Here is an 18,916-nt window from a genome sequence, read left to right on the forward strand (position 1 = left end):
CCCATTCGGAGATCCCCGAGTCAACGCCTCTTTCCGGCTCGTCGGGGCTTATCGCAGGTAAGCGCGTCCTTCATCGGCTCCAGTGCCAGGGCATCCACCGTGGACCCTTGTTCTCTTGACCATTCTGCTCTGTCCTCAACCCACTCTCCCATAGGGAGAGACGGGTGGATTCGTGCATTTCTCGCTCGCACCTTCGCTTGTCATGCTGCTCGCCTCAACCGAGGCTCAGAAAAGATACAGGCCCGCCCCCGTCTTGTCAACACCTCCACTGCCCCTCTTCCGGTCGGGCGACTGCCGGGGCAGCCTGGCGCTTTGCCAGGGAGTGCTCCATCCGTCCTGCGGGGCTTGCGGGCGTTCGTGCGATCACCCCGACCTCATCGCGGGCGGGCATCATCGGTGGGCAATGTCAGCTCCCGCCCTGGCCCGCCTTCTGGTCGCCGCCCTCCTCTCGTTCTCGCTGACCGCCTGCACGTCAGCGCAGGGGCTGACGGTGGAGCGGCTCACGGCGGGAGGCAGGCTCTACACGGTGGCGGTGGTCGATCTGCGGCAGGACACGTTGCGGCTGCACTGGAAGAGTCCGGCCACGGGCGAGCCCTACCGCACCTTCGAGGGGGTGCGCCGACAGTTGGGCCGGGAGGGGCGGCAACTGCTCTTCGCCACGAACAGCGGCATCTACGCGCCGGGTCTTCGGCCTCTGGGCCTTCACGTCGAGAACGGGCGGACGCTGGTGGGTGTCAACAAGGCGCGCTCGGGTGGGAACTTCGCGCTGCTGCCCAACGGCGTCTTCTGGGTGAAGGACGAGCGGGCGGGCGTGACGGAGACGGGGGCGTACCGGAGGTTGGGGCTCACGCCCGCCTACGCCACGCAGTCGGGGCCGCTGCTCGTGCAGGGGGGGCGCCTGCACCCGGCTTTCAACCGCGAGGGCACCAGCTTCAAGGTCCGCAGCGGCGTGGGGGTGTGCCGCGACGGGCGGGTGCGCTTCGTGGTGAGCGCGGGGCCGGTCAACTTCCACACCTTCGCGCTTTTCTTCCGGGACACGCTGAGGTGCCCGGACGCGCTCTACCTCGACGGCAGCATCAGCGCGTACGCCACGGCGAGCACCGACACACAGCTCAGCGACTTCGCGGGCATCTGGACCGTCAGCCGCCCGGGACCCGGGGCCGTCACGGGCGCACGGTGATGGTGATGACGCTCAGGGGCGCGGCGCCCGGACTCGCCAGGGGACGGACCTCGTAGGACAGGGGCCCCGGGCCGGGCCGACTCTGGTAGCTCCAGCCGCAGGTGGGGTCGAGGGGGATGTCGCGGACGCCGACCACGCGGCCCGCGCGGCGGACGGTCACCCGGTAGCCCTCGCCCTGCCCGGTCCCGCCGAACCGGAAGGGCTCGCGGACCGTCTGTCCGTCCGTGAGGCTCAGGGTGTACTCGCGGTCGCAGACCCCGGTGGGGGACAGGGAGGCCAGGGCGTCCACCGTCACCTCCACCCGTCCGAGTTCGGTGGCGTCCTGGGCGTAGACGGCGTAGGTGTGGGGGCCCGGGCTGGGGCTGGGCACGTCGAGGCGCCAGGTGCCGCCCGGGCCCACCGTCACGTTGCCGAGGCTGGTGTCGTCTTCGAGAATCTGGAGGCTCTCGCCGGGCGTGCCGCGCCCCCGCAGGGTGAAGCTGCCCGCAGGCAGTTGTGCGCCCGGCGCGGGTTCGGCGAGGTCGAAGGTCTCGCTCGGCGGGGCGCTGGGTCCGGCGGCAGGTTCCTCGTCCGGACCTCCACCCACCTCCCCGGCGTTCACGTCGTCACCGGCGGTGACGGTGACCCTGATCTCGCCGCTCGTCGCGCCCTCGCTGCCGCGCACAGTGTACGTATGCTCGCCCAGGGTCGGGGTGGGGAGGGTGACCTGCCAGGTGCCGTTCCCCCCCACCCGGGTGGACGCCACCTCCAGCCCGCCGTCCTCGACCGTGAGGAGGTCGCCGGGACGCCCCGTGCCGCGCAGGGTGAGGTCCGCGAGGGGAAGCTCGGCCCCGGGGGCGGGACTGCGGACGGTGACCCCCGTGCCCGCGGCCCCGGCGGCCCCTGGGACGGGAGGTTGCTCCGAACGCGACCACAGGAGGGACAGGCCGCCCGCCAGGGGCACGAGCAAGAGCGGAATCAGCCACCAGCGAGGGCCCCGTCGCCGGGCGGGTGCCGGGGCCACCGCCGCGCCGGGCCTGGGCGTCCCACCCGTCCCCGCTGCGGGGGAGGGCACGGGCTCGGCCTCCAGCAGCGCCCCGAGGCCGGACGGGCCCGCCGGGAGCAGACCCGGGAGGTGCGGCCCCAGCCCCGCGAGGAGGGCGGCCAGGTGCCGGGCGCCGAGCCCCGCCGTCCGGGCACGGCGAACGAGCAGGCCCAGCACGAGGGGGGTGAGCAGCGCGAGGAGCCTCCCGGCGTTCTCCTCCGGCGCCCCGAGGGCGGACCCGAGCCGGGCCCCGACCCCGGAGGCGTGGCCGAACAGCGTGCCGAGCAGGCGGCGTCCCTGGCCCTCGATCCCGGCCACCCGGGCGGGGTCGCCCAGCAGGTGGGGGTTGAGGCTGCCGTCCGCGTCGACGAGGCGCTCGAAGTCGCCGCCGTGGCCCAGGATTACCCCCGCCGCCGCCTCGGTGCGGCCCTTGCGCGCGACGGCGCCCAGGACGACGGCCAGCGCGGCCTGGGTGGCCTGCGCCGCCGACCCGTCTCCAAAACCCGCGAGGGTCCCCAGACGCACTCCGGCCACTCCACCGAACTGCCCCCTCAGGAACTCGGTCAACTCCTGCGGGGAGAGTCCGCCCGGTGGCGTGTTCCCGGCGGGGGCGCGGGCCGGGGGGTCTACTGCCCCGCCTGCCGTCTGGAGAGGGCCCGGCACGGCGGACACGACGAGTCGGGCGGGGCCGGAGGGCAGGCCGGAGAGCCCGCCGCGCTGGCCGAGGACGCTCAGCACGAGGGGCAGCGTGAGGTGCAGGAGGGTCTGCACCCCCGCCGGGGCGGACGCGCCCGTCACACGCTCCGCGATGGCGACCGCCCGGGGCCCGAGCAAGGCCGGCCCGAGGAGTTGTCCGGCGCGTTGCAGGGCGCCCGCCCCGCCCAGGCTCTCGAGCGCCGCCGGGACGCTGGCGAAGCGGGGGAGGTTCTGGATCGCCTCGTTGAGCTGGCGCTCCCCCTCCGGCGTGCGGGCGTGGTCGGCCAGCGCGGCGAGGAGCAGGGGCAGCCCCTCCCGCAGGACGCGCCCGGCCTCGGCGGGCCCGAGGCCAGCCTCCCGCGCGAGCCGCTCGGCGGCCACCGGACCGAAGAACGTCTGCCACTCCTCTGAACCGTTCATTCCACCTCCTGGGAACACGTTCCCTCTCCCCTGCCGCCGGCGAGCGGCCCGCACCGCGCACCGGTTTCCCTCTCCCCCACCCTACGCGCAAGGGGGGGCGCCCATGCGCACCATTCCAGGCAACGCCGGGGCCTGGCCGAGGGGGGAGGGCCTCCCTCCCGCCGCGCGTGGAGCAGGATGGGGGCGGTATGACCCCACCCGCGCGACCTCGGCCCGGAGAGGAGCAGACGTCCACCGACCCCACTGGGCCGCGGCGGGGGGGCCGCGAGTGAGCCGCGCCCTGCTGGAGGCCGACTTCGCCGCCCTGAACGCGCGGGACGGGGAGGGATTCGCGGCCCTCTTCACCCCCGACGTGCGCTACGAGGTGCCGCAGACCGGGGAGGTCGTGGGGGGTCCGGTGAACGTCGCCGCCTTCGACCACAAATGCCCGGGCGAGTGGAGCATCGAGGTCCGCCGCGCCCTGGCCGACGAGGTTCTGGGCCTGGCCGAGACGCAGCGGGCCGTCGTCGTCCACGAGGACCGGGACGGGTTGATTTCCCGCATCACCGACTGTTGGCCCGGTCCCTACGACCCGCCCGCCTTCCGCGCGGGGTGGCCGGAGACCCGGCGGGAGGAGTAGCCCCGGCTGCTACGCTCGCCCCATGAGGCGAAACATCGGCGGCTCGTCGCCCTGGGAGAGCGTGGTCGGGTACTCGCGCGCGGTGCGGGTGGGCAACGTCGTTCACGTCGCGGGCACGACCGCCACCGTGGACGGCGAGGTGGTCGCCGTCGGGGACGCCTACGGGCAGACGCGGGCGGCGCTGGAGATCATCACCGGGGCGCTGCGGGAGGCCGGGGCGGGCCCGGAACACGTCGTCCGCACCCGGATGTACGTGACCGACATCGGGCAGTGGGAGGCCGTCGGGCGGGCGCACGGGGAGGTCTTCGGCTCCGTCCGCCCCGCCGCGAGCCTGGTGCAGGTCGCGGCGCTGATCGACCCCCGGCACCTCGTCGAGATCGAGGCGGAAGCGATCCTGCCGGAGGGCGCGTGACCCCGCTGCCCACCCGCCTCCTCGGCGCCGCGCCGCCCACGGTCACCCGCCTGGGACTCGGCCTCGCCGCGCTCGGGCGGCCCGGGTACCTCAACCTCGGGCACGGGGAGGACGTGGGCGCGGGCAAGGACGTGGCCGCGATGCGGGGACGGGCCTGGGAAGTGCTGGACGCGGCCTGGGCGGCGGGGATTCGGTACTTCGACGCCGCGCGCAGCTACGGGCGGGCCGAGGAGTTCCTGGGCGGCTGGCTCCGCGAGCGGGGACACGGGGCCGCCGTGGGGAGCAAGTGGGGCTACACCTACACGGCGGGCTGGCGCACGGACGCCGAGACGCACGAGGTCAAGGACCACTCCCCCGCCACCCTGGAGCGGCAGTGGCCGGAGACGCAGGAGGCGCTGGGCCGCCGCCCCGACGTGTACCTGATCCACTCGGCGACGCTGGAGACGGGCGTGCTGGAGGAGGGACGGGTACTCGCCCGGCTCGCGGACCTCGCCGCGCGGGGCGTGCGGGTGGGGCTGAGCACGAGCGGCCCCACGCAGGAGGCCACGCTGCGGCGGGCGCTGGAAGTCCGGGTGGACGGCGTAAATCCCCTCAGCGTGGTGCAGGCGACCTGGAACCTGCTCGACCCCTCGGCGCAGGAGGCGCTCGAGGGGGCCCACGCGGCGGGCTGGGGCGTGGTCGTCAAGGAGGGGGTGGCGAACGGGCGATTGACCGCGCGGGGGACTCCTCCGCCCGCCCTGGCGGAGGTGTGCGCCGAGTTGGGGACGACTCCGGACGCGCTGGCCCTCGCCGCGGTCCTCGCGCAGCCCTGGGCGGACGTGGTGCTCAGCGGGGCGACCACGGCCCGGCAACTGGGCAGCAACCTGCGCGCCCCGACCCTGAACCTCACCCCCGGGCACCTGGACGCCCTGCGCCCACTCGCCCAGCCCCCGGCGGCCTACTGGCGGGAGCGGGCGGCCCTCCCGTGGACGTGAGGAGCGCCCGCCCCAGAAGTGGGCGGGCGCGGGGAGGGGCCGGAGTCAGGCGATCAGGCGAACGCTTTGCAGGGCGGTCCGGTGCATCAGCAGCAGGTAGCCCGCGCTCTCCCGGGAGAGGCGGCCCGCCGCGTGCAGGGTGCGCAAGGTCGGCAGGTGGTACAGCTCGCCGTCCTCCCCCCGCGCCATGTCGGTCTGGTCGAACGCGGCGAGCTTGAGGCCTCTTTTCGATTCGTCCATGAACCCTCCCGGCGCACCCCAGAGGATGAGGGGCTCCTTTAGCCTTCCTAAAGTATTCACGCCCTTCCTGTCAGAGGTCTGACGGGGAGGTCACAGACCTAGACGAGGCCCCGTGCGCGTCCCTGTTTCACCCTCACGGCGGGACCAGGCACGGCAACACCCGCCGGGCGTCCGCTCAACCGCGTTCCGGGTGGAGGTGGCCCCCTCTACTCGGCTCTTCGCCGGACGTCCTCCCCGTCGGCGAGCGCCTGGAGGGCAGGCCGCAGCGCCGGGAGGTCCACCCGCGCCGTGTGCCACACGAGGGCGGGGTCGATGCCGAAGTAGTCGTGGGCCACGAGGTTGCGCACGTCGCGCAGGAGGGCCCAGGGGAGTTCAGGGTGGGTGTCCTGCACAGCCTGGGGGATGAATTTCGTGGTCTCACCCAGGCGCGCGAGGTTGTGCAGCACGGCGTCCCAGGCGCGTTCGTCGGCGAGGAAGGTCGTCAGGGTGTGCCCGCGCGTGTCGTCGGCCACCCGGTCCACGGCGCCCAGCAGGTCGAACACCCGCCAGCGCCAACGCTTCGGGCGGTGCGAGGGCCGGGGCGGCGGGCCGGGGTCGAAGACGTCCACCGCGTCCTCCAGAATCTCGCCGCGCAGGGGCGGCCCCAGGGCGCCCTCGGTCATCACGTCCACCCGGCGCCGCAGCAGGTCCTCGAACACCTCCTTGGCGCGCATCAGGTCGAGCAGGCCCACCGGGCGGCCCGGCGCGAAGTCCACGAGCAGGTCGATGTCGGAAGCCTCGCCCGCCTCTCCCCGCGCCACCGAGCCGAAGACCCGCACCCGGGCGACGCCGACCGCGCGCCACCGCGCCTCTGCCCCGCGCAGTTCCCGGGCGACGGTGGGCAGGCGCAGGTCGGGGAAAAGCGGAGCGGAGGAAGGAGGCATCGGGAGACAGGATAGGGGCAGGAGGGGCGGGCGGTGCCGGGGGGCGGGGCCTTGCCGTGTCACCATGCTTTCCGGATGATCGTCGCCATCGGACACGACCTGATCGAGATCGAGCGCATCCGGGGCCTCTTGAGGCGCGAGGGCGAGCGGGCCTTGAAGCTCTTCGCCCCCACCGAACTCGCCTACTGCGCCCGGCTCGCCGACCCCGCCCCCAGCTTCGCCGCCCGCTTCGCCGCCAAGGAGGCCTTCCAGAAGGTCTGGCCGCGCCCCCACGGCTGGCGCGACGTGTGGGTCGAGCGAGGGCGCACGCCGGACGGCCCCTTCCCCTTCGCGCCCCCCGTGCTGGGCTTTTGCCCCGAGATCGCGCGGGAGCTGGAGGCGCGCGGCTGGGTCGCGCACCTGACCCTGACCCACACCAAGGAGCACGCCTCGGCGGTCGTGGTGCTGGAGGCGCGGGAGCCAGCGCGCGGGTGATCCGCCTGATCGCCACCGACCTCGACGGCACCCTGCTGCGCCCCGACGGGACGGTGAGCGCCCGGACGCGGGCGGCCCTCGGCGCGGCGCGGGCGGCGGGCCTCCAGGTCGTGCCCGTCACGGCCCGGCAGCCGCGTGGGGTCCGCCGGATCGCGGGGGCGGCGGGATTGACCGAATACGCCCTGTGCGCCAACGGGGCGTACGGCGTCCACCTGGGCACGGGCGAGACGCTGTTCGAGGCGCAGGTGACCGTCGCGGCGCAGCGCACACTCGCCCAGGCGCTGACGAGGCGGGGGCCGGGCGTGCTGTTCCTCAGCGTGCGGCAGGGGGGCGAGGTGTACGTCGCGCAGGAGGGGTACGCCGCCGTTGCCCGCTTCGAGGACCACAACCGCGAGCCCGCCGAGCTGGGCACCCACGCCCTCGACGACGTGCTCGCCGCCCCCAGCCTCAAACTCATCGTGCGGCACGCGACCCTCACGCCGCGCGAGCTGCTCGCCGAGCTGCGCGCCCTCAACCTCGGGGGCTTCGCGGTGACCCACTCCGGCGCCCCCTTTCTGGAGGTGCTGGCCGAGGGGGTGGGCAAGGCGTGGGGCCTGACCCTCCTGTGCGGGCGGCTGGGGGTCGCGCGGGAGGAGGTGCTGGCCTTCGGGGACGCCCCCAACGACGCGGAGATGCTCGCCTGGGCCGGGCGCGGTGTGGCGGTGGCGAACGCCCACCCGGAGGCGCTGGAGGCGGCGGACGAGGTGACCCTCTCCAACGCCGAGGACGGGGTGGCCCGCGTGATCGAACGGTTAACGGCCCAATCGTCGGCGGGCTGACACCCCGGCGGAGCGGGAGCCTCCTACGCTTGGGCATGAAACCCTGGTTGCTGCTGGCCGCGCTGCTGGTCTGGGCGCCTCCCCCCGCTCTCGCGCAGACCACGGCGCCCCCGGTCCCGGTGCCGGGCACGCCCGCCGAACTCCAGGCCCTGGCGCGGGGCCGGGCCCTCATCGCCGACTTCTACGCCCTGCGCCTCGAACGGCTCTGGCGGGCCTTCACCCCGCAGGCCAAGGAGCAGTGGGGCAGCCTGGAGGCGTTCCAGGCCTTCCGCGAGGCGGGCGCGAGAACCTACGGGGCCGAACGGCAGGTCGTGGCGGAGCGGACCTTCACCGAGGACGGCGTGACCTACTACGTCCGCAGCGCCGTCTTCGAGCGTGACCCGGGGACCGTCTGGGCCCTCGTCTTCGGCTTCGACGCGGTGGGCCGGGTGGGCCTCTTCGGCATCGCCGCGCAGGGAGAGCAGGCGCCGGGCCGCGTCGCGCGGGCACCGAGGTAAAGGCGCAAGGGGCGCCCCCAAATCTGGAGCGTCCCCTTCAGCAACGGGCCTCAGTCGGTGGCGGGCGCACCCTCCTCGCGGCGAGGAGCGGCGGACCGCCCGGCGAGGGGCCGCTCGGGCAGCGCCAGCGTGACGAGGAAGGCGAGGCCGACGAGCACCCCCGCGATCAGGAATACGTGGTCGATGGCGGTCGTCATGACCCCCCGCAGCGCCGCCATGACGGGGCCGAAGAGGTCGGGGGCTCCGAGGCGCGTCAGGGCCCCCTGGAGCCGGGCGGTCGCCTCCGGGCTGGTGAGGAGGTTGGGGTTGGCGATGGCCTCCCGAAGCGGCGCGGGCAGCGACCGGGCCTCCTCGGGCAGGCGGGCCGCCAGGTTCCCCGCGAGCTGGGCGTTCACGAGCGCCCCGAAGAGGCTGACCGCCAGGGTGCCGCCGATCTGCCGGAAGAACTGGTTGCCGCTCGTGGCGCTGCCGAGCTGCTGCCGGGGCGCGGCGTTTTGCACGGCGAGCGTGAGCTGGCTGTTGACGGGCCCCAGCCCGATGCCGAGCAGGACCATCAGCCCGACCGCGATCCACAGCGGCGTCGCCGTGCCCAGCGTCGAACTCAGCAGCAAGGCGACCGTGGCGACGAGCGCGCCGCCGAGAATCAGCCCCTTGTACCGCCCGGTGCGGCTGACGAGCTGACCGCTGAGGGTGCTCGTCACGATCATCCCGAACATCAGGGGCGCGAGCGCCAGGCCGCTGCCGCTCGCCGAGGCCGCCTTGACCCCCTGCATGTAGAGCGGCAGGTACAGCACCGCCGCGTACATCCCCGCGCTCGTCAGGAAGCCCGCCAGCGAGGCGAGGGAGATCGCCGGGTCACGCAACAGCCGCAGGTCGAGGATGGGCCGCTCCTGCGCCCGGCTGTGCCCCCCGTACCACAGCCCGAGGCCGACCGTCGCCCCCAGCAGCCCCAGGATCTGCGGGCTGGCCCAGGCGTACGCGCCTCCGCCCCACGAGAGCGCGAGCGTGAGGGTGGTCACCGCCCCGCCGAGCAACAGGGCGCCGAGGCCGTCGAAGTGCCCCCGGGCGCCGGGCGCGGGCAGCCGGAAGAAGCGCGCGATGAAGAACGCCGCGAGCACCGCGAAGGGCAGGTTCACGAAAAACACGCTGCGCCACCCCAGGTGGTCGGTGAGAAAGCCGCCGACGAGCGGCCCCACCACGCTGCTCACCCCCCAGACCGCGCCCGTGTAGCCCTGGTAGCGCCCGCGCTCGGCGGGGGTGAAGAGGTCCGCGATGGCCGTGAAGCTCATCGCCATCAGGGTGCCGCCGCCCACGCCTTGCAGGGCGCGCAGGGCGATGAGCTGGCCCATATTCTGCGCGAGGCCCAGCAGCACGCTCCCCAGGGCGAAGACGGCGATCCCCGCGAGCAGCAGCGGACGCCGCCCGTAGCGGTCGCTCACCGTGCCGACGATGGGGATGGTGACCGTCGTGGCGAGCGAATACGCCGTGAAGGCCCAGGCGTACAGGTGAAAGCCGCCCAGGTCGCTGATCACGCGCGGCATGGCGCTGCCCACCACCGTGAGGTTGAGGCTGCTCAGGAAGAGCACGGTCAGGATGCCCACGAAGGCGAGCGTCTTGTCCCGGGCGGAGAGGGTCAGCGCGTTCACGCCAGGGCCTCCCCCGTGGTCGGGGCGGCCCGGAGGTCGGCTTCGAGCGCCCTGAGGGCAGCCAGCGCGGCGCCGACGTGCTCGGCGGGCAGCGCCCCGAAGTGCGCGTCCACGATGTCCTGCGCGGTCGCGCGGGTGCGGCCCCGGGTGGCCTCGCCCTGGGGCGTCAGGCGCAAGCGCTGCCGCCGCAGGTCGCCGGGGTCGGTTACCCGCTCCACCAGCCCCCGCCCGACGAGTTTCGTGACGATCCGCGTGACGGTCGGGGCGGGAAGACGCTGGCGTTCGGCGACGGCGCCCGGCGTGCCCGCCCCGTCCATGATTGCGGCCAGCACGAGCAGTTCCTTGGTGTTCAGCCCGAGGGCCGCTTCAAGCGGCTCGTCGAGCGCGGAGAGAAAGCGCCTTGAGAGCCGCAGGGTCAGCCGCACGAGGTCGTACAGCTCGGGGTGGGAGGGGGAGGCGTGGTTCATTCCAAACGAAATTATTCCAGATGGAAGAACCCGGGGCCATTCACGCTCTGTTACGTCTCGGGATACGCCCGCAGGCTCTCCACGCTCCCCACCTGCTCGGTGAGCCACGCCCCGCCCAGGAGGTGCGCGTTCAGGACGCCCGGCAGCCAGGGCAGGCAGTCGTGCGGCAGGGCTTCGGGACCGAACCAGCCCGTCTCGGAGGTCTTCTCCAGGGGGGTCGGCTCGCCCTCCCAGCGGTCGGCGAGAAAGAGGAAGTCCACCCCCTGCACCGGGCCGTGCAGCCCCAGCACGTCGTAGCGGCTGACCCCGAGCGGTCGGAGGTCGGCGGCCTCCACCCGCAGGCCCACCTCCTCCCACACCTCCCGGATGGCCGCCCGGGTCAGGCTCTCGCCCGGTTCCACGGCCCCGCCGGGGAGATTCCACAGGCCGTCGGCGAAGGTCGTTCCCGAGCGGCGCCCCAGCAGCACCCGTCCCGAGGAGTCACGCACGACCAGCCACACGATGAGATGGGTCATGCCCCAGCCTAGACGCTCCGGCGCGGTGCGCTATGCTGGCGGGTGCGTCACCGGGGGTGCCCTGCACGAGGCAGGGCTGAGACATACCCCAGGAACCTGATCCGGGTCATGCCGGCGGAGGGAGCGTGATGCGCGGGCCCGAGCTCGATCCTGTGGTCCGTGTGCGCCTGCCCCTTCGTGACGCGAGGGGGAATTTTTATGCGGAGACTGTCTCTTCTCACGGCGCTCGTCCTGGGCGCCCAGGCCACGGCCCAGACCACCCTGACCGTGATCACCCACGACTCCTTCGACGTCGACAAGAAGCTCGTGGCGCAGTTCGAGAGGGCGAACCATGCCCGCGTGCGCTTCGTGAGGGGCGGGGACGCGGGGGAACTCCTCAACCGCCTGATCCTGACCCGCCGCGCGCCCGTGGCCGACGTGGTGTACGGGCTGGACAACACGCTGCTGCCCCGCGCACGTCAGGCCGGAATTCTGGAACCCTACCGCTCCCCGGCCCTCGCGCGGGTGCCCGCCGCGTACCGCCTGGACGAGGCGGGCCTGCTGAACACGGTGGATTACGGCGTCGTGGCGCTGAATTACGACCGCGCGGCCTTCGCCCGGACGGGCCTGCCCCTGCCGGGGTCGCTCGACGACCTGAAAAAGCCCGAGTACGCCCGCCTGACCGTCCTTCCCTCTCCGGCGACGAGCAGCCCCGGCCTCGCCTTCTTGCTCGCCACCGTCAACCACTACGGCGAGGAGGGCGCCTGGGCGTGGTGGCGGGAGGCGCGGCGGGGCGGCCTCACGGTCACGCGCGGCTGGTCGGACGCCTACAACAAGGACTTCAGCCGGAACGGCGGCAAGTATCCCATCGTGTTGAGCTACGCGAGCAGCCCCGCCGCCGAGGTCCACTACGCGGACGGCTACGACCCCAGGAGGCTGCCCGCCCAGTCCCCCACCGCCAACCTCTTCCTGCCGGGCAGCACCTTCTTGCAACTTGAGGGGGTCGGCGTCCTCAAGGGCGCGAAACAACCGGCCCTCGCGCGCAAGTTCGTGGACTTCATGCTGTCGAATCCGGTGCAGGCGGATATCCCGACGCGGATGTGGATTTACCCCGCCGTGAAAGGCACCAGACTCGATCCGGTCTTCAAATTCGCCGCGCAACCGGAGGAGGGCCCCGCGAAGGCGAGCGTGACGGCCAATCCGCAGCGGCTGGTGGACGCATGGGTGACCAACGTGCTGCGGGCGCGGTGAGGAGCTGGAAAATCACTTGGTTTTGCCCTTCGCGACCGTTGAGAACAGCTCGGAGAATTTTTCGCCGCGGGACGGACCGAGGAAGTGTTGTGCGTTGAGGGGCGCGGAGGTGGGGGCTTCGGTCCACCCCCTCCCAGCCTCCCCCCTCAAGGGGGAGGGGTAAAGAGCGCAGGAGCTTCCGCTTCTCAAAAACGCCAACCCGGATGCCCGTTGAGGGGCAGTGCCTGAACGCCCCTGGCCCACGGCCCCGCCTTGCTCGCGCAGCGAGACGGTGGGCCCGCAGATGGGACGCGACAAGATCAGACCTTGCGTTCAGAGGAATACGTCCACCCGCGCCGCCCGTGTGTCCTTGCCCAGCGCAGCGCCGCTCCCCCTGCCCCCTCTGGGGGGAGGGGGCTGGGGGGTGGGGGCCAACCGTGGCACGACACCCTGCCCATAAAAACCAAGCACCCCGCCCCATCAGGGAAAGCGGGGTGCGCGGGACAAGGCCCCTTACGCCGCAGGCTGCTCCGCCGCCCCCTCCGCCTCGGCGGCTCGGCGCCCCCGCGTGGGCCGCTCCGGCGCCGTGTCCGCCCCCGCCCCACTCGGCACCCCGACTCGCGCCAGCGTCTCCCCGAAGGCCCGCATGGCGTCGCTCGACTCCAGGTCCGCGACCGCCCGCGCGTTCAGCGCCTTGAGTTCCTCACGCGTGACGGCGTACTCCGGCGCGTCGTGGCCTTTGAGGGTCCGCAAGACGCTGTAGGCCGTGCCCGCCTCGACGGTGGCCCCCTTGCTCGTCGTGACGCTGGGATCGGTCGTCATGTCGCCCCCGACGAGCGTGATCGCCTCGGGCGAGATCAGGGTCACCCGGTCGCCGCGTTCCTCCATGTGCGCGGCGAGCTGAAGGAGCCCCCGCAGATGCAGCATGTGGTTGAACAGCTCCAGGTGCGCCAGCATCGCGCCAGCCTTCTTCAGCAGATTCTCCATAGTTGCATTGTTCTGTTTTGGGCAGAATTGTCAAGTCCAATTCGGCTTAATCGTCGGCCACCGCCTCTCCGGAGCGCGCCCTCCATTTCTCCAGGAGACGTGAGAGCATGGGGCGTGGACGGGCGAGAGGGCACGCGGTGGCCGGGGAGCTCACCGCGCCTTGACTTCGCGGGGGCGGTGACGGCGGGCGGGCGGTCCAGCCGCTTCGGGAGCGACAAGGCCCTTGCCCGGCTGGAGGGCCGCCCGCTGCTGGAACACGTCGCCGCGAGCCTGGCGGGGTGCCCGCTGCGGCTGCTCGTCGCCCCGCCCGGGCGGTACGCGCTGCCGGGCTGGCTTCCCGTCCCCGACACCCGGCCCGGCGAGGGACCCCTCGCGGCGCTGGAGGCCGCCCTGCGCGCCGCCGAGGCCGCGGTGGGGCCAGGCTGGGTCGCCTTCGCGGGGGTGGACCTGCCGCGCCTGACCCCCGCGTACTGGGCGACCCTCGCCGCGGCACGCACTCCGGGCGCCCAGGCGGTCCTCGCGCTCGACGAGATCGGGCGGCCCCAGCCCCTCGCCGCGCTCTACCACACGGCGCGGCTGCCGCACGTCACGGCGCGGCTGGAGGCGGGTGAGCGCCGGTTGCGCGCCGCTCCCGGAGCGGACACCACCGTGATCGTTCCCTTCGCGGCCCTTCAGGATGCCGCGCCGCACGCCCTGCGGAACGTGAACACGCCCGAGGACCTCGCCGCACTGGAGTAGCCGCCCGAACGGCTGACAGGCCCGGCCCTCACCCGTACCGCGCCCGGTGCTCCCCTTTCAGCCGCGCGTACTCGGGGTTGGCCTCGGCCTCGTCCCACTTCGCCTTGAAGATGCGCGCCGATTCGGCCTTCACCGGGTCCTCGGGCGAGCGCGGCAGCTCGGCGCGGCCATGCGACCCGCTCTGCCCCTTCTTATCCTCGGGGACGGGGCCGTCGTACTTCTTGCCGCCCTTGTGATTGGCGTAGCGCCGCGAGCGGGTAAAGCCCATCTGGAGGAACTTGCGGGCCATGTCCGCCCCCACGAAGTCGCCCCTTTCCAGGTAGTCGAGAAACATCGCGTAGATCGTCTCGCTGCTCGCCCGCGCCGCGTCGGGGGTGGCGAAGCGCCAGTGGGGCAGCAGTTCGGACTTGTACGGCTGCACCAGCAAGACGCCCTGCTCGCCCACACCCACCCGGTAGAGTTCGGGGTGAGCCCGCAGGTCGAGTTCGGCGTAGTTCAGGCTGTAGTCGAACTTCTTGCCCACGGTCACCTCCCCAGCGAAAGAGGCCGCCGGGCGGGGTCCCGTGGCCTCCCGATCCCCGCGCTCAGTTCATGCGCTCGTCGTCCACCATCGCCTGGAGCATCCAGCGGATCTTGTCGAGGGTGGCCGCGTAGCCGGTGTAAAGATCGGCGGTGACGGGATCGTTGGCCTCGTCGTCCACCGTCTTGGAGTCGTCGCGGTAGCCGCGCGCCACGCGGGTGAGATCGGCCACGAGGTCTTCGACCTGGGCGCGCGCGTCGCGCACGGTCTCGGTGGGCACCCGGATCAGGCTGAAGCGGGCGATGTCCTCGGGCGCGGCGACGGGGCTTCCGCCCAGCGCGACAAGGCGCTCGGCCTGCTCGTCGATGCCGGGGAAAATCTGCTCGATGAACTCGTCGTAGGCGAGGTGCAGGTCGCGGAAGAAGCGGCCCCGGATGTCCCAGTGGTACTTCTTGAACTTCAGGTAGAGGCTGACCGTGGTCGCCAGGTTGCGCTGCAACGTCTCGGCGACGGTGCCGAACTCCTCCTCCGAGAGGTAGCCGTGATCGACGAGCTGGTTGTGCCGGATGTTCAGGTGCGCCGCGTCGGCCTTGGCCTCGCCCTGGGGCACCGCGCCCTCCTGCCCGCCCGCCGCCTGGCCCGCCTCGTCCTGCGGCTCCGGCTGCGCCACCACGGCCTGGGCGGCGTCCTTCTCGGCCTTGGTGCTCCGCTTCGTGCTGCTGCGTTTGGTCATGGGTTCAACCTACCCTCCCGCCCCCCGCCTCCCCCTAGGCCGTTCCTTCACCCTCCGGCGACGGGGCGGAAGAGCAGGCGGTTGCCCTCCACCGCCATCGCCACCGCGCCGCGCTCCAGCCCCTCGGTGAGGTGCGCGCTCACCACGGCGCGGTTCAGGACCACCGCCCCCGGGTTCGTCATCTGCACCCCCAGCGCGTCGCACACGCGGGCGAGCAGGTCGTCCACGGTCGCCCCTCCCGCCCGCACGGCCTCCAGCACCGCCTGCGTCGTCCGCGCGTACGCGGCGAGGTTGGTCGCCACCAGCCCGGCGAGGTCGTCCGTCGGGTCCCCGTGCCCCGGCAGCGCGACGCGCACGCCCTCCAGTTCGCCCAGCCGGGCGGCGGCCTCCTTCTGCAACCGGGAGTCGGCGCAAAAGGTCAGCGGGTGCTTCTCCAGCGACTCCGGGCCGAAGAGCGCGTCGGCGGCGTAGAGCACCTCGCCCACCCGCACCGCGAACATCATGCTCGCGTGCCCGGCGACCTCGATCAACTCCAGGTCCACTCCCCCGATGCGGCAGAGGCCGGGCTCCGGGGCGAGGCGGGCGGGGCTGGGCGGCGCGAGAAGGAACTTCGTCTGAAGCTCGCGCGGGGGCCGGGCGCCGAAGAGCGAGAGGGGTTCGAGGATCGGGTGCGTGATAATCGCCTCCTCCAGCGGCGGGGCGAAGACCTTCAAGGCCGGGAAGCGTTTCAGGATGCCCGCGTTGCCCCCGTGGTGGTCGGCGTGGCTGTGGGTGTTCAGGATGCCGGTGGGCGTGAGGCCCGCCTCCTCCAACGCCCGCAGCAGTTTCTGGGCGTGCGACTCGTCGAGGCCGGTGTCCACGAGGAGAGCCCCGCCCCGGCGGTCTTCGAGGACGAGGCTGTTCACCGCGCCGGGGAGGAAGTGGACGCCGGGGGCGAGGGTCAGGAGTTCGGGCGCCATGTGGGACAGGGTAAGGGGAGAGGGCGCGGCCAGGGCGCAGAGCACCGGCCTGACCCCCGGTGAGGAGCTCCTGACGGATGAGGCGACGGCTGCCCTGCTCAGACCTCCGGGAACGGACCGCCGGGGACATCCTGGACGCCCCTTCACCGAAGGGAGCCCACGGCAAAGTCCCCGCCCCCGGCGGAGGAGTAAGCTGGCGCAATGTCGTCGGCACGGCCCCGCAGCGCCTTTACCCGCTGGTTTCTGGAGACGGACCCCCCCGAGCGCGAGGGCTTTTACGAGGACGAGCGCAGCGCCCGCGAGGGCCGGCACAAGCACCCCTGGTGGCAGGTCATGTGCCTGACCGGCGTGGACTACTTCTCCACCCTGGGCTACCAGCCGGGGATCGCGGCGCTGGCGGCGGGGGCGCTCTCCCCGGTGGCGACCCTCATCCTCGTGCTCGTGACCCTCCTCGGGGCGCTCCCCATGTACCGCCGGGTCGCGCAGGAGAGCCCGCACGGCGACGGCTCGATCTCCATGCTCGAACGGCTGCTCGCCTACTGGCCGAGCAAGCTCCTCGTGCTCGCCTTGATCGGCTTCGTGGCGACGGGCTTTGTTATCACAGTCACCCTGTCGGCGGCGGACGCGGCGGCGCACCTGATCGAGAATCCTTTCCTGCGGGAGGCGCTGGAGGGGCGGCAGGTGCCCATCACCCTGGGGCTGATCGCGCTGCTGGGGGCGGTGTTTCTCAAGGGCTTCAAGGAGGCCATCGGGATCGCGGTGGGGCTCGTCGTGCTGTACATCGGCCTGAGTGCGGTCGTGATCGGGCACGGGGCGCGGGACGTGTTCGCGCACCCCACGGTGGTGGGCGACTGGTGGGCGGGGCTACGGCAGGCCTACCTCTCGCCGCTCGCCCTGGTCGGGGCGGCCCTGCTCGTCTTTCCGCGGCTGGCGCTGGGCCTGAGCGGCTTCGAGACGGGCGTGGTGGTGATGCCGCTCATCCGCGGCGGGCAGGGAGACGCGCGGGCGAGGCTCGCCGGGCGCATCCGCAACGCGCAAAAGCTCCTGACGACCGCCGCCCTCCTGATGAGCGTGATGCTGCTGGGCTCGGCGCTCGTGACCACCTTCCTGATTCCGCGCGCCGAGTTCTGGCCTGCGGTGAGCTACACCCGCAACGTGAACGCCGCCGACCTGAACGCCGGGAGCGCCGTGGTGAACGTGCCGCTCGACGACCCGCGCGACCCGCACGAGCTCTACACCCTGCGGCTGCCCGCCGGGCGCACGGGCACCTTCACGGTGGACGCGCAGACGGTGGGCGGAGCGGTGCCCCTCACCGTGACAGTCACGCCCACCCCGGCCACGGCGTCGGACGCGGTGACGGTCGAGAAGCCCGCGGGCGAGGCGAACGGACGCGCCCTGGCCTACCTCGCCCACGAGCGGCTGGGCGAGGGCTTCGGGACCCTCTACGACGTCTCGACCATCCTGATCCTGTGGTTCGCGGGCGCCTCGGCGATGGCGGGGCTGCTCAACATCGTGCCCCGGTACCTGCCGCGCTACGGCATGGCCCCCGACTGGGCGCGGGCGACCCGGCCCCTGGTCGTGATCTTTACGCTCGTGAGTTTTCTCGTGACCCTGGCCTTCCGGGCGAACGTGGACGCGCAGGCGGGGGCGTACGCGACCGGGGTGCTGGCGCTGATGACCTCGGCGGCGGTCGCGGTCTTTCTCACCGAGCTGCGGCGGCGCCACCGGGCAGCCACCGTCGCCTTCGCCCTGATCAGCGCGCTGTTCATCTACACCAGTGTGGTCACGGTGACGGGCCGCCCCGAGGGCCTGTACATCGCGGCCCTTTTCATCGCGGCGATCCTCGTGTTCAGCGTGGCCTCGCGGGTGAGCCGCTCGACCGAGCTGCGCGCCGGACAGGTCGGTCTCGACCCGGAGGCCGAGCGGCTGCTGCGCGAGACGGCGGGCCGGGGTCTTCCGGTGCGCTTCATCGCCAACCGCCTGAACGCCGGAGACACCACCGAGTACCGCCTCAAGGAGCTGGAGGTGCGGCTCGACACCCACCTGCCACAGCGTGAGGCGGCCCTCTTCCTGGAGGTCGAGGTCACCGACCCCAGCAACTTCAGCGATCCCGTCGCGGTGAGCGGCGTGCGGGTGGGCCGCCACGCCATCCTGCGCGCCCGGGGCAACTCGGTGCCCAACACCATCGCCGCCGTGCTCCTGTATGTCCGGGACCTGACGGGCGTGCCCCCCCACGTCTATTTCGAGTGGAGCGAGAAGGGTCCCGCCGGCAACGCCCTGCGCTTCCTCCTCGCTGGAGAGGGCGACATCCCGCCCCTCACCCACGAGGTGCTGCGCCGCGCCGAGGGGGACGCGTCCCGGCGGCCCGTCGTCCACGTGGGCGGGTAGGGCGGCAAAGAGGGGAGCCTGCATGACTTGCTGGCCCCCTCTGCTTTGGGCGGGGTTCAAAGCAAGAACCCCCACCTCGCGGCGGGGGCGTCCAGACGAGCACGGTGACGCGCTGGGCACCCCACCCAGAGGTTTAGATCAAAGCAGGCGCTTTCACAGCGAGTGGATCAGCTCTGCAAGGGCAGTGACCAAGGCCGCGAGGGCGGTCAAGAACGCCGTCCATTTCGCCAAACCATACCAATAGAATGGTCGCCCAGCGTTTGAACTTGTCTTGCCGCTTCTTGCGGTTCTTGGTATGTTTCTTGTGCGTCAAGAGCATCACCAACCTTTCGGTGACCCCGTGTGTTTGCCTTAGGTCTTGCATCTGGATAAGGTGAGTGAATACCCGTGCTGGCGCAGGAATTCTTCCTCTCGACAGACCTGTGCAGCGAGTCGTTGAATGACCAGCAGGGGCAGGGCCACCCGGGCGGCGACTTC

The 18,916-nt window shown here is 72.6% G+C and carries 20 protein-coding genes, 1 rRNA gene, 1 pseudogene and 1 riboswitch; of the genes and pseudogenes, 10 read left to right on the plus strand and 12 right to left on the minus strand.

Features of this window, described 5'->3' with window-relative positions:
• Window positions 1–121, minus strand: a 23S ribosomal RNA gene (locus tag A7B18_RS19450); the annotation flags it as partial.
• Between the two features lie 282 nt (window positions 122–403).
• On the opposite strand from A7B18_RS19450, the gene A7B18_RS19455 reads away from it, so the two are divergent.
• Window positions 404–1,180, plus strand: a complete 777-nt coding sequence (locus A7B18_RS19455; RefSeq protein ID WP_102128346.1) for a phosphodiester glycosidase family protein — start codon at window positions 404–406, stop codon at window positions 1,178–1,180.
• Here the strand turns inward: A7B18_RS19455 and A7B18_RS19460 are convergent.
• Window positions 1,164–3,320 (minus strand): DUF937 domain-containing protein, encoded by a 2,157-nt coding sequence (locus tag A7B18_RS19460; protein ID WP_102128347.1) that lies wholly within the window; start codon window positions 3,318–3,320, stop codon window positions 1,164–1,166. The two genes, A7B18_RS19455 and A7B18_RS19460, sit on opposite strands and share 17 nt — an antisense overlap.
• A gap of 268 nt (window positions 3,321–3,588) precedes the next feature.
• On the opposite strand from A7B18_RS19460, the gene A7B18_RS19465 reads away from it, so the two are divergent.
• From A7B18_RS19465 to A7B18_RS19475, 3 genes are all read left to right on the plus strand, one after another.
• Complete coding sequence (locus A7B18_RS19465; protein WP_102128348.1) at window positions 3,589–3,939, plus strand: nuclear transport factor 2 family protein; 351 nt, start codon at window positions 3,589–3,591, stop codon at window positions 3,937–3,939.
• A 22-nt stretch (window positions 3,940–3,961) separates the two neighbouring features.
• Window positions 3,962–4,351 carry a RidA family protein gene (locus tag A7B18_RS19470; protein ID WP_102128349.1) on the plus strand — a complete coding sequence of 130 codons (390 nt, stop codon included), beginning with the start codon at window positions 3,962–3,964 and terminating at the stop codon, window positions 4,349–4,351.
• A gap of 161 nt (window positions 4,352–4,512) precedes the next feature.
• On the plus strand, window positions 4,513–5,325 hold the full coding sequence (locus A7B18_RS19475; RefSeq protein ID WP_245872984.1) for an aldo/keto reductase: 813 nt from the start codon (window positions 4,513–4,515) through the stop codon (window positions 5,323–5,325).
• 45 nt (window positions 5,326–5,370) lie between these two features.
• On the opposite strand, the gene A7B18_RS19480 is transcribed toward A7B18_RS19475, so the two are convergent.
• Together A7B18_RS19480 and A7B18_RS19485 are read right to left on the minus strand one after the other, a co-directional pair.
• Window positions 5,371–5,565: a hypothetical protein gene (locus tag A7B18_RS19480; protein ID WP_102128351.1), complete on the minus strand. Its 195-nt coding sequence runs from the start codon at window positions 5,563–5,565 to the stop codon at window positions 5,371–5,373.
• 206 nt (window positions 5,566–5,771) lie between these two features.
• Window positions 5,772–6,488: a HepT-like ribonuclease domain-containing protein gene (locus A7B18_RS19485; protein WP_102128352.1), complete on the minus strand. Its 717-nt coding sequence runs from the start codon at window positions 6,486–6,488 to the stop codon at window positions 5,772–5,774.
• 75 nt (window positions 6,489–6,563) lie between these two features.
• On the opposite strand from A7B18_RS19485, the gene A7B18_RS19490 reads away from it, so the two are divergent.
• The 3 genes from A7B18_RS19490 to A7B18_RS19500 are packed head-to-tail and all read left to right on the plus strand — an operon-like array spanning window position 6,564 to window position 8,277.
• A complete protein-coding gene (locus A7B18_RS19490) occupies window positions 6,564–6,962 on the plus strand; it encodes a 4'-phosphopantetheinyl transferase superfamily protein (RefSeq protein WP_102128353.1) in 399 nt (132 codons plus the stop codon).
• Entirely contained in the window at window positions 6,959–7,780 is an 822-nt protein-coding gene (locus A7B18_RS19495; protein WP_342747185.1) for an HAD family hydrolase, read from the plus strand. The genes A7B18_RS19490 and A7B18_RS19495 overlap by 4 nt, the downstream gene beginning before the upstream one ends.
• A gap of 35 nt (window positions 7,781–7,815) precedes the next feature.
• Window positions 7,816–8,277: a hypothetical protein gene (locus A7B18_RS19500; RefSeq protein ID WP_102128354.1), complete on the plus strand. Its 462-nt coding sequence runs from the start codon at window positions 7,816–7,818 to the stop codon at window positions 8,275–8,277.
• A gap of 50 nt (window positions 8,278–8,327) precedes the next feature.
• Here the strand turns inward: A7B18_RS19500 and A7B18_RS19505 are convergent, their stop codons facing one another.
• The 3 genes from A7B18_RS19505 to A7B18_RS19515 are packed head-to-tail and all read right to left on the minus strand — an operon-like array spanning window position 8,328 to window position 10,905.
• Complete coding sequence (locus A7B18_RS19505; RefSeq protein ID WP_102128355.1) at window positions 8,328–9,923, minus strand: MDR family MFS transporter; 1,596 nt, start codon at window positions 9,921–9,923, stop codon at window positions 8,328–8,330.
• The gene (locus A7B18_RS19510; RefSeq protein WP_102128356.1) at window positions 9,920–10,390 is read right to left on the minus strand and encodes a MarR family winged helix-turn-helix transcriptional regulator; all 471 of its coding nucleotides are present in this window, start codon (window positions 10,388–10,390) and stop codon (window positions 9,920–9,922) included. The genes A7B18_RS19505 and A7B18_RS19510 overlap by 4 nt, the downstream gene beginning before the upstream one ends.
• Window positions 10,391–10,440: 50 nt before the next feature.
• Entirely contained in the window at window positions 10,441–10,905 is a 465-nt protein-coding gene (locus A7B18_RS19515) for an NUDIX domain-containing protein (protein WP_102128357.1), read from the minus strand.
• A gap of 42 nt (window positions 10,906–10,947) precedes the next feature.
• Window positions 10,948–11,046, plus strand: a riboswitch (TPP riboswitch).
• Window positions 11,047–11,103: 57 nt separating this feature from the next.
• Here A7B18_RS19515 and A7B18_RS19520 point away from each other — a divergent pair.
• Window positions 11,104–12,135: a thiamine ABC transporter substrate-binding protein gene (locus tag A7B18_RS19520; protein ID WP_102128358.1), complete on the plus strand. Its 1,032-nt coding sequence runs from the start codon at window positions 11,104–11,106 to the stop codon at window positions 12,133–12,135.
• Between the two features lie 492 nt (window positions 12,136–12,627).
• Here A7B18_RS19520 and A7B18_RS19525 read toward each other — a convergent pair whose 3' ends face one another.
• Entirely contained in the window at window positions 12,628–13,101 is a 474-nt protein-coding gene (locus A7B18_RS19525) for a multidrug DMT transporter (RefSeq protein WP_102128359.1), read from the minus strand.
• 114 nt (window positions 13,102–13,215) lie between these two features.
• Here A7B18_RS19525 and mobA point away from each other — a divergent pair, with 114 nt between their 5' ends.
• On the plus strand, window positions 13,216–13,839 hold the full coding sequence (gene mobA, locus A7B18_RS19530) for a molybdenum cofactor guanylyltransferase (RefSeq protein WP_245872985.1): 624 nt from the start codon (window positions 13,216–13,218) through the stop codon (window positions 13,837–13,839).
• Between the two features lie 28 nt (window positions 13,840–13,867).
• Here mobA and A7B18_RS19535 read toward each other — a convergent pair whose 3' ends face one another.
• From A7B18_RS19535 to A7B18_RS19545, 3 genes are all read right to left on the minus strand, one after another.
• Window positions 13,868–14,362 (minus strand): DUF4385 domain-containing protein, encoded by a 495-nt coding sequence (locus A7B18_RS19535; RefSeq protein WP_180970252.1) that lies wholly within the window; start codon window positions 14,360–14,362, stop codon window positions 13,868–13,870.
• 61 nt (window positions 14,363–14,423) lie between these two features.
• Window positions 14,424–15,092: a Dps family protein gene (locus A7B18_RS19540; protein WP_102128361.1), complete on the minus strand. Its 669-nt coding sequence runs from the start codon at window positions 15,090–15,092 to the stop codon at window positions 14,424–14,426.
• A 47-nt stretch (window positions 15,093–15,139) separates the two neighbouring features.
• Complete coding sequence (locus A7B18_RS19545) at window positions 15,140–16,051, minus strand: MBL fold metallo-hydrolase (protein ID WP_102128365.1); 912 nt, start codon at window positions 16,049–16,051, stop codon at window positions 15,140–15,142.
• A gap of 201 nt (window positions 16,052–16,252) precedes the next feature.
• Between A7B18_RS19545 and A7B18_RS19550 the strand changes: the two genes are divergently transcribed.
• Entirely contained in the window at window positions 16,253–18,439 is a 2,187-nt protein-coding gene (locus A7B18_RS19550) for an amino acid transporter (protein ID WP_102128362.1), read from the plus strand.
• Between the two features lie 351 nt (window positions 18,440–18,790).
• On the opposite strand, the pseudogene A7B18_RS19555 reads toward A7B18_RS19550, so the two are convergent.
• Window positions 18,791–18,916: pseudogene (locus A7B18_RS19555) on the minus strand (IS701 family transposase); the annotation flags it as partial.

It is taken from the genome of Deinococcus planocerae (assembly GCF_002869765.1).
Lineage (GTDB): Bacteria > Deinococcota > Deinococci > Deinococcales > Deinococcaceae > Deinococcus > Deinococcus planocerae.

What these genes read in the sequence shown, in the direction of transcription:
- A7B18_RS19515 (WP_102128357.1), bottom strand. Translation starts at nt 10,905, where the DNA reads ATGACCCATCTCATCGTGTGGCTGGTCGTGCGTGACTCCTCGGGACGG.
- A7B18_RS19460 (WP_102128347.1), bottom strand. Translation starts at nt 3,320, where the DNA reads ATGAACGGTTCAGAGGAGTGGCAGACGTTCTTCGGTCCGGTGGCCGCC.
- A7B18_RS19470 (WP_102128349.1), top strand. Translation starts at nt 3,962, where the DNA reads ATGAGGCGAAACATCGGCGGCTCGTCGCCCTGGGAGAGCGTGGTCGGG.
- A7B18_RS19520 (WP_102128358.1), top strand. Translation starts at nt 11,104, where the DNA reads ATGCGGAGACTGTCTCTTCTCACGGCGCTCGTCCTGGGCGCCCAGGCC.
- A7B18_RS19550 (WP_102128362.1), top strand. Translation starts at nt 16,253, where the DNA reads ATGTCGTCGGCACGGCCCCGCAGCGCCTTTACCCGCTGGTTTCTGGAG.
- A7B18_RS19485 (WP_102128352.1), bottom strand. Translation starts at nt 6,488, where the DNA reads ATGCCTCCTTCCTCCGCTCCGCTTTTCCCCGACCTGCGCCTGCCCACC.
- A7B18_RS19500 (WP_102128354.1), top strand. Translation starts at nt 7,816, where the DNA reads ATGAAACCCTGGTTGCTGCTGGCCGCGCTGCTGGTCTGGGCGCCTCCC.
- A7B18_RS19490 (WP_102128353.1), top strand. Translation starts at nt 6,564, where the DNA reads ATGATCGTCGCCATCGGACACGACCTGATCGAGATCGAGCGCATCCGG.
- A7B18_RS19480 (WP_102128351.1), bottom strand. Translation starts at nt 5,565, where the DNA reads ATGGACGAATCGAAAAGAGGCCTCAAGCTCGCCGCGTTCGACCAGACC.
- A7B18_RS19510 (WP_102128356.1), bottom strand. Translation starts at nt 10,390, where the DNA reads ATGAACCACGCCTCCCCCTCCCACCCCGAGCTGTACGACCTCGTGCGG.
- A7B18_RS19540 (WP_102128361.1), bottom strand. Translation starts at nt 15,092, where the DNA reads ATGACCAAACGCAGCAGCACGAAGCGGAGCACCAAGGCCGAGAAGGAC.
- A7B18_RS19545 (WP_102128365.1), bottom strand. Translation starts at nt 16,051, where the DNA reads ATGGCGCCCGAACTCCTGACCCTCGCCCCCGGCGTCCACTTCCTCCCC.
- A7B18_RS19525 (WP_102128359.1), bottom strand. Translation starts at nt 13,101, where the DNA reads ATGGAGAATCTGCTGAAGAAGGCTGGCGCGATGCTGGCGCACCTGGAG.
- A7B18_RS19455 (WP_102128346.1), top strand. Translation starts at nt 404, where the DNA reads ATGTCAGCTCCCGCCCTGGCCCGCCTTCTGGTCGCCGCCCTCCTCTCG.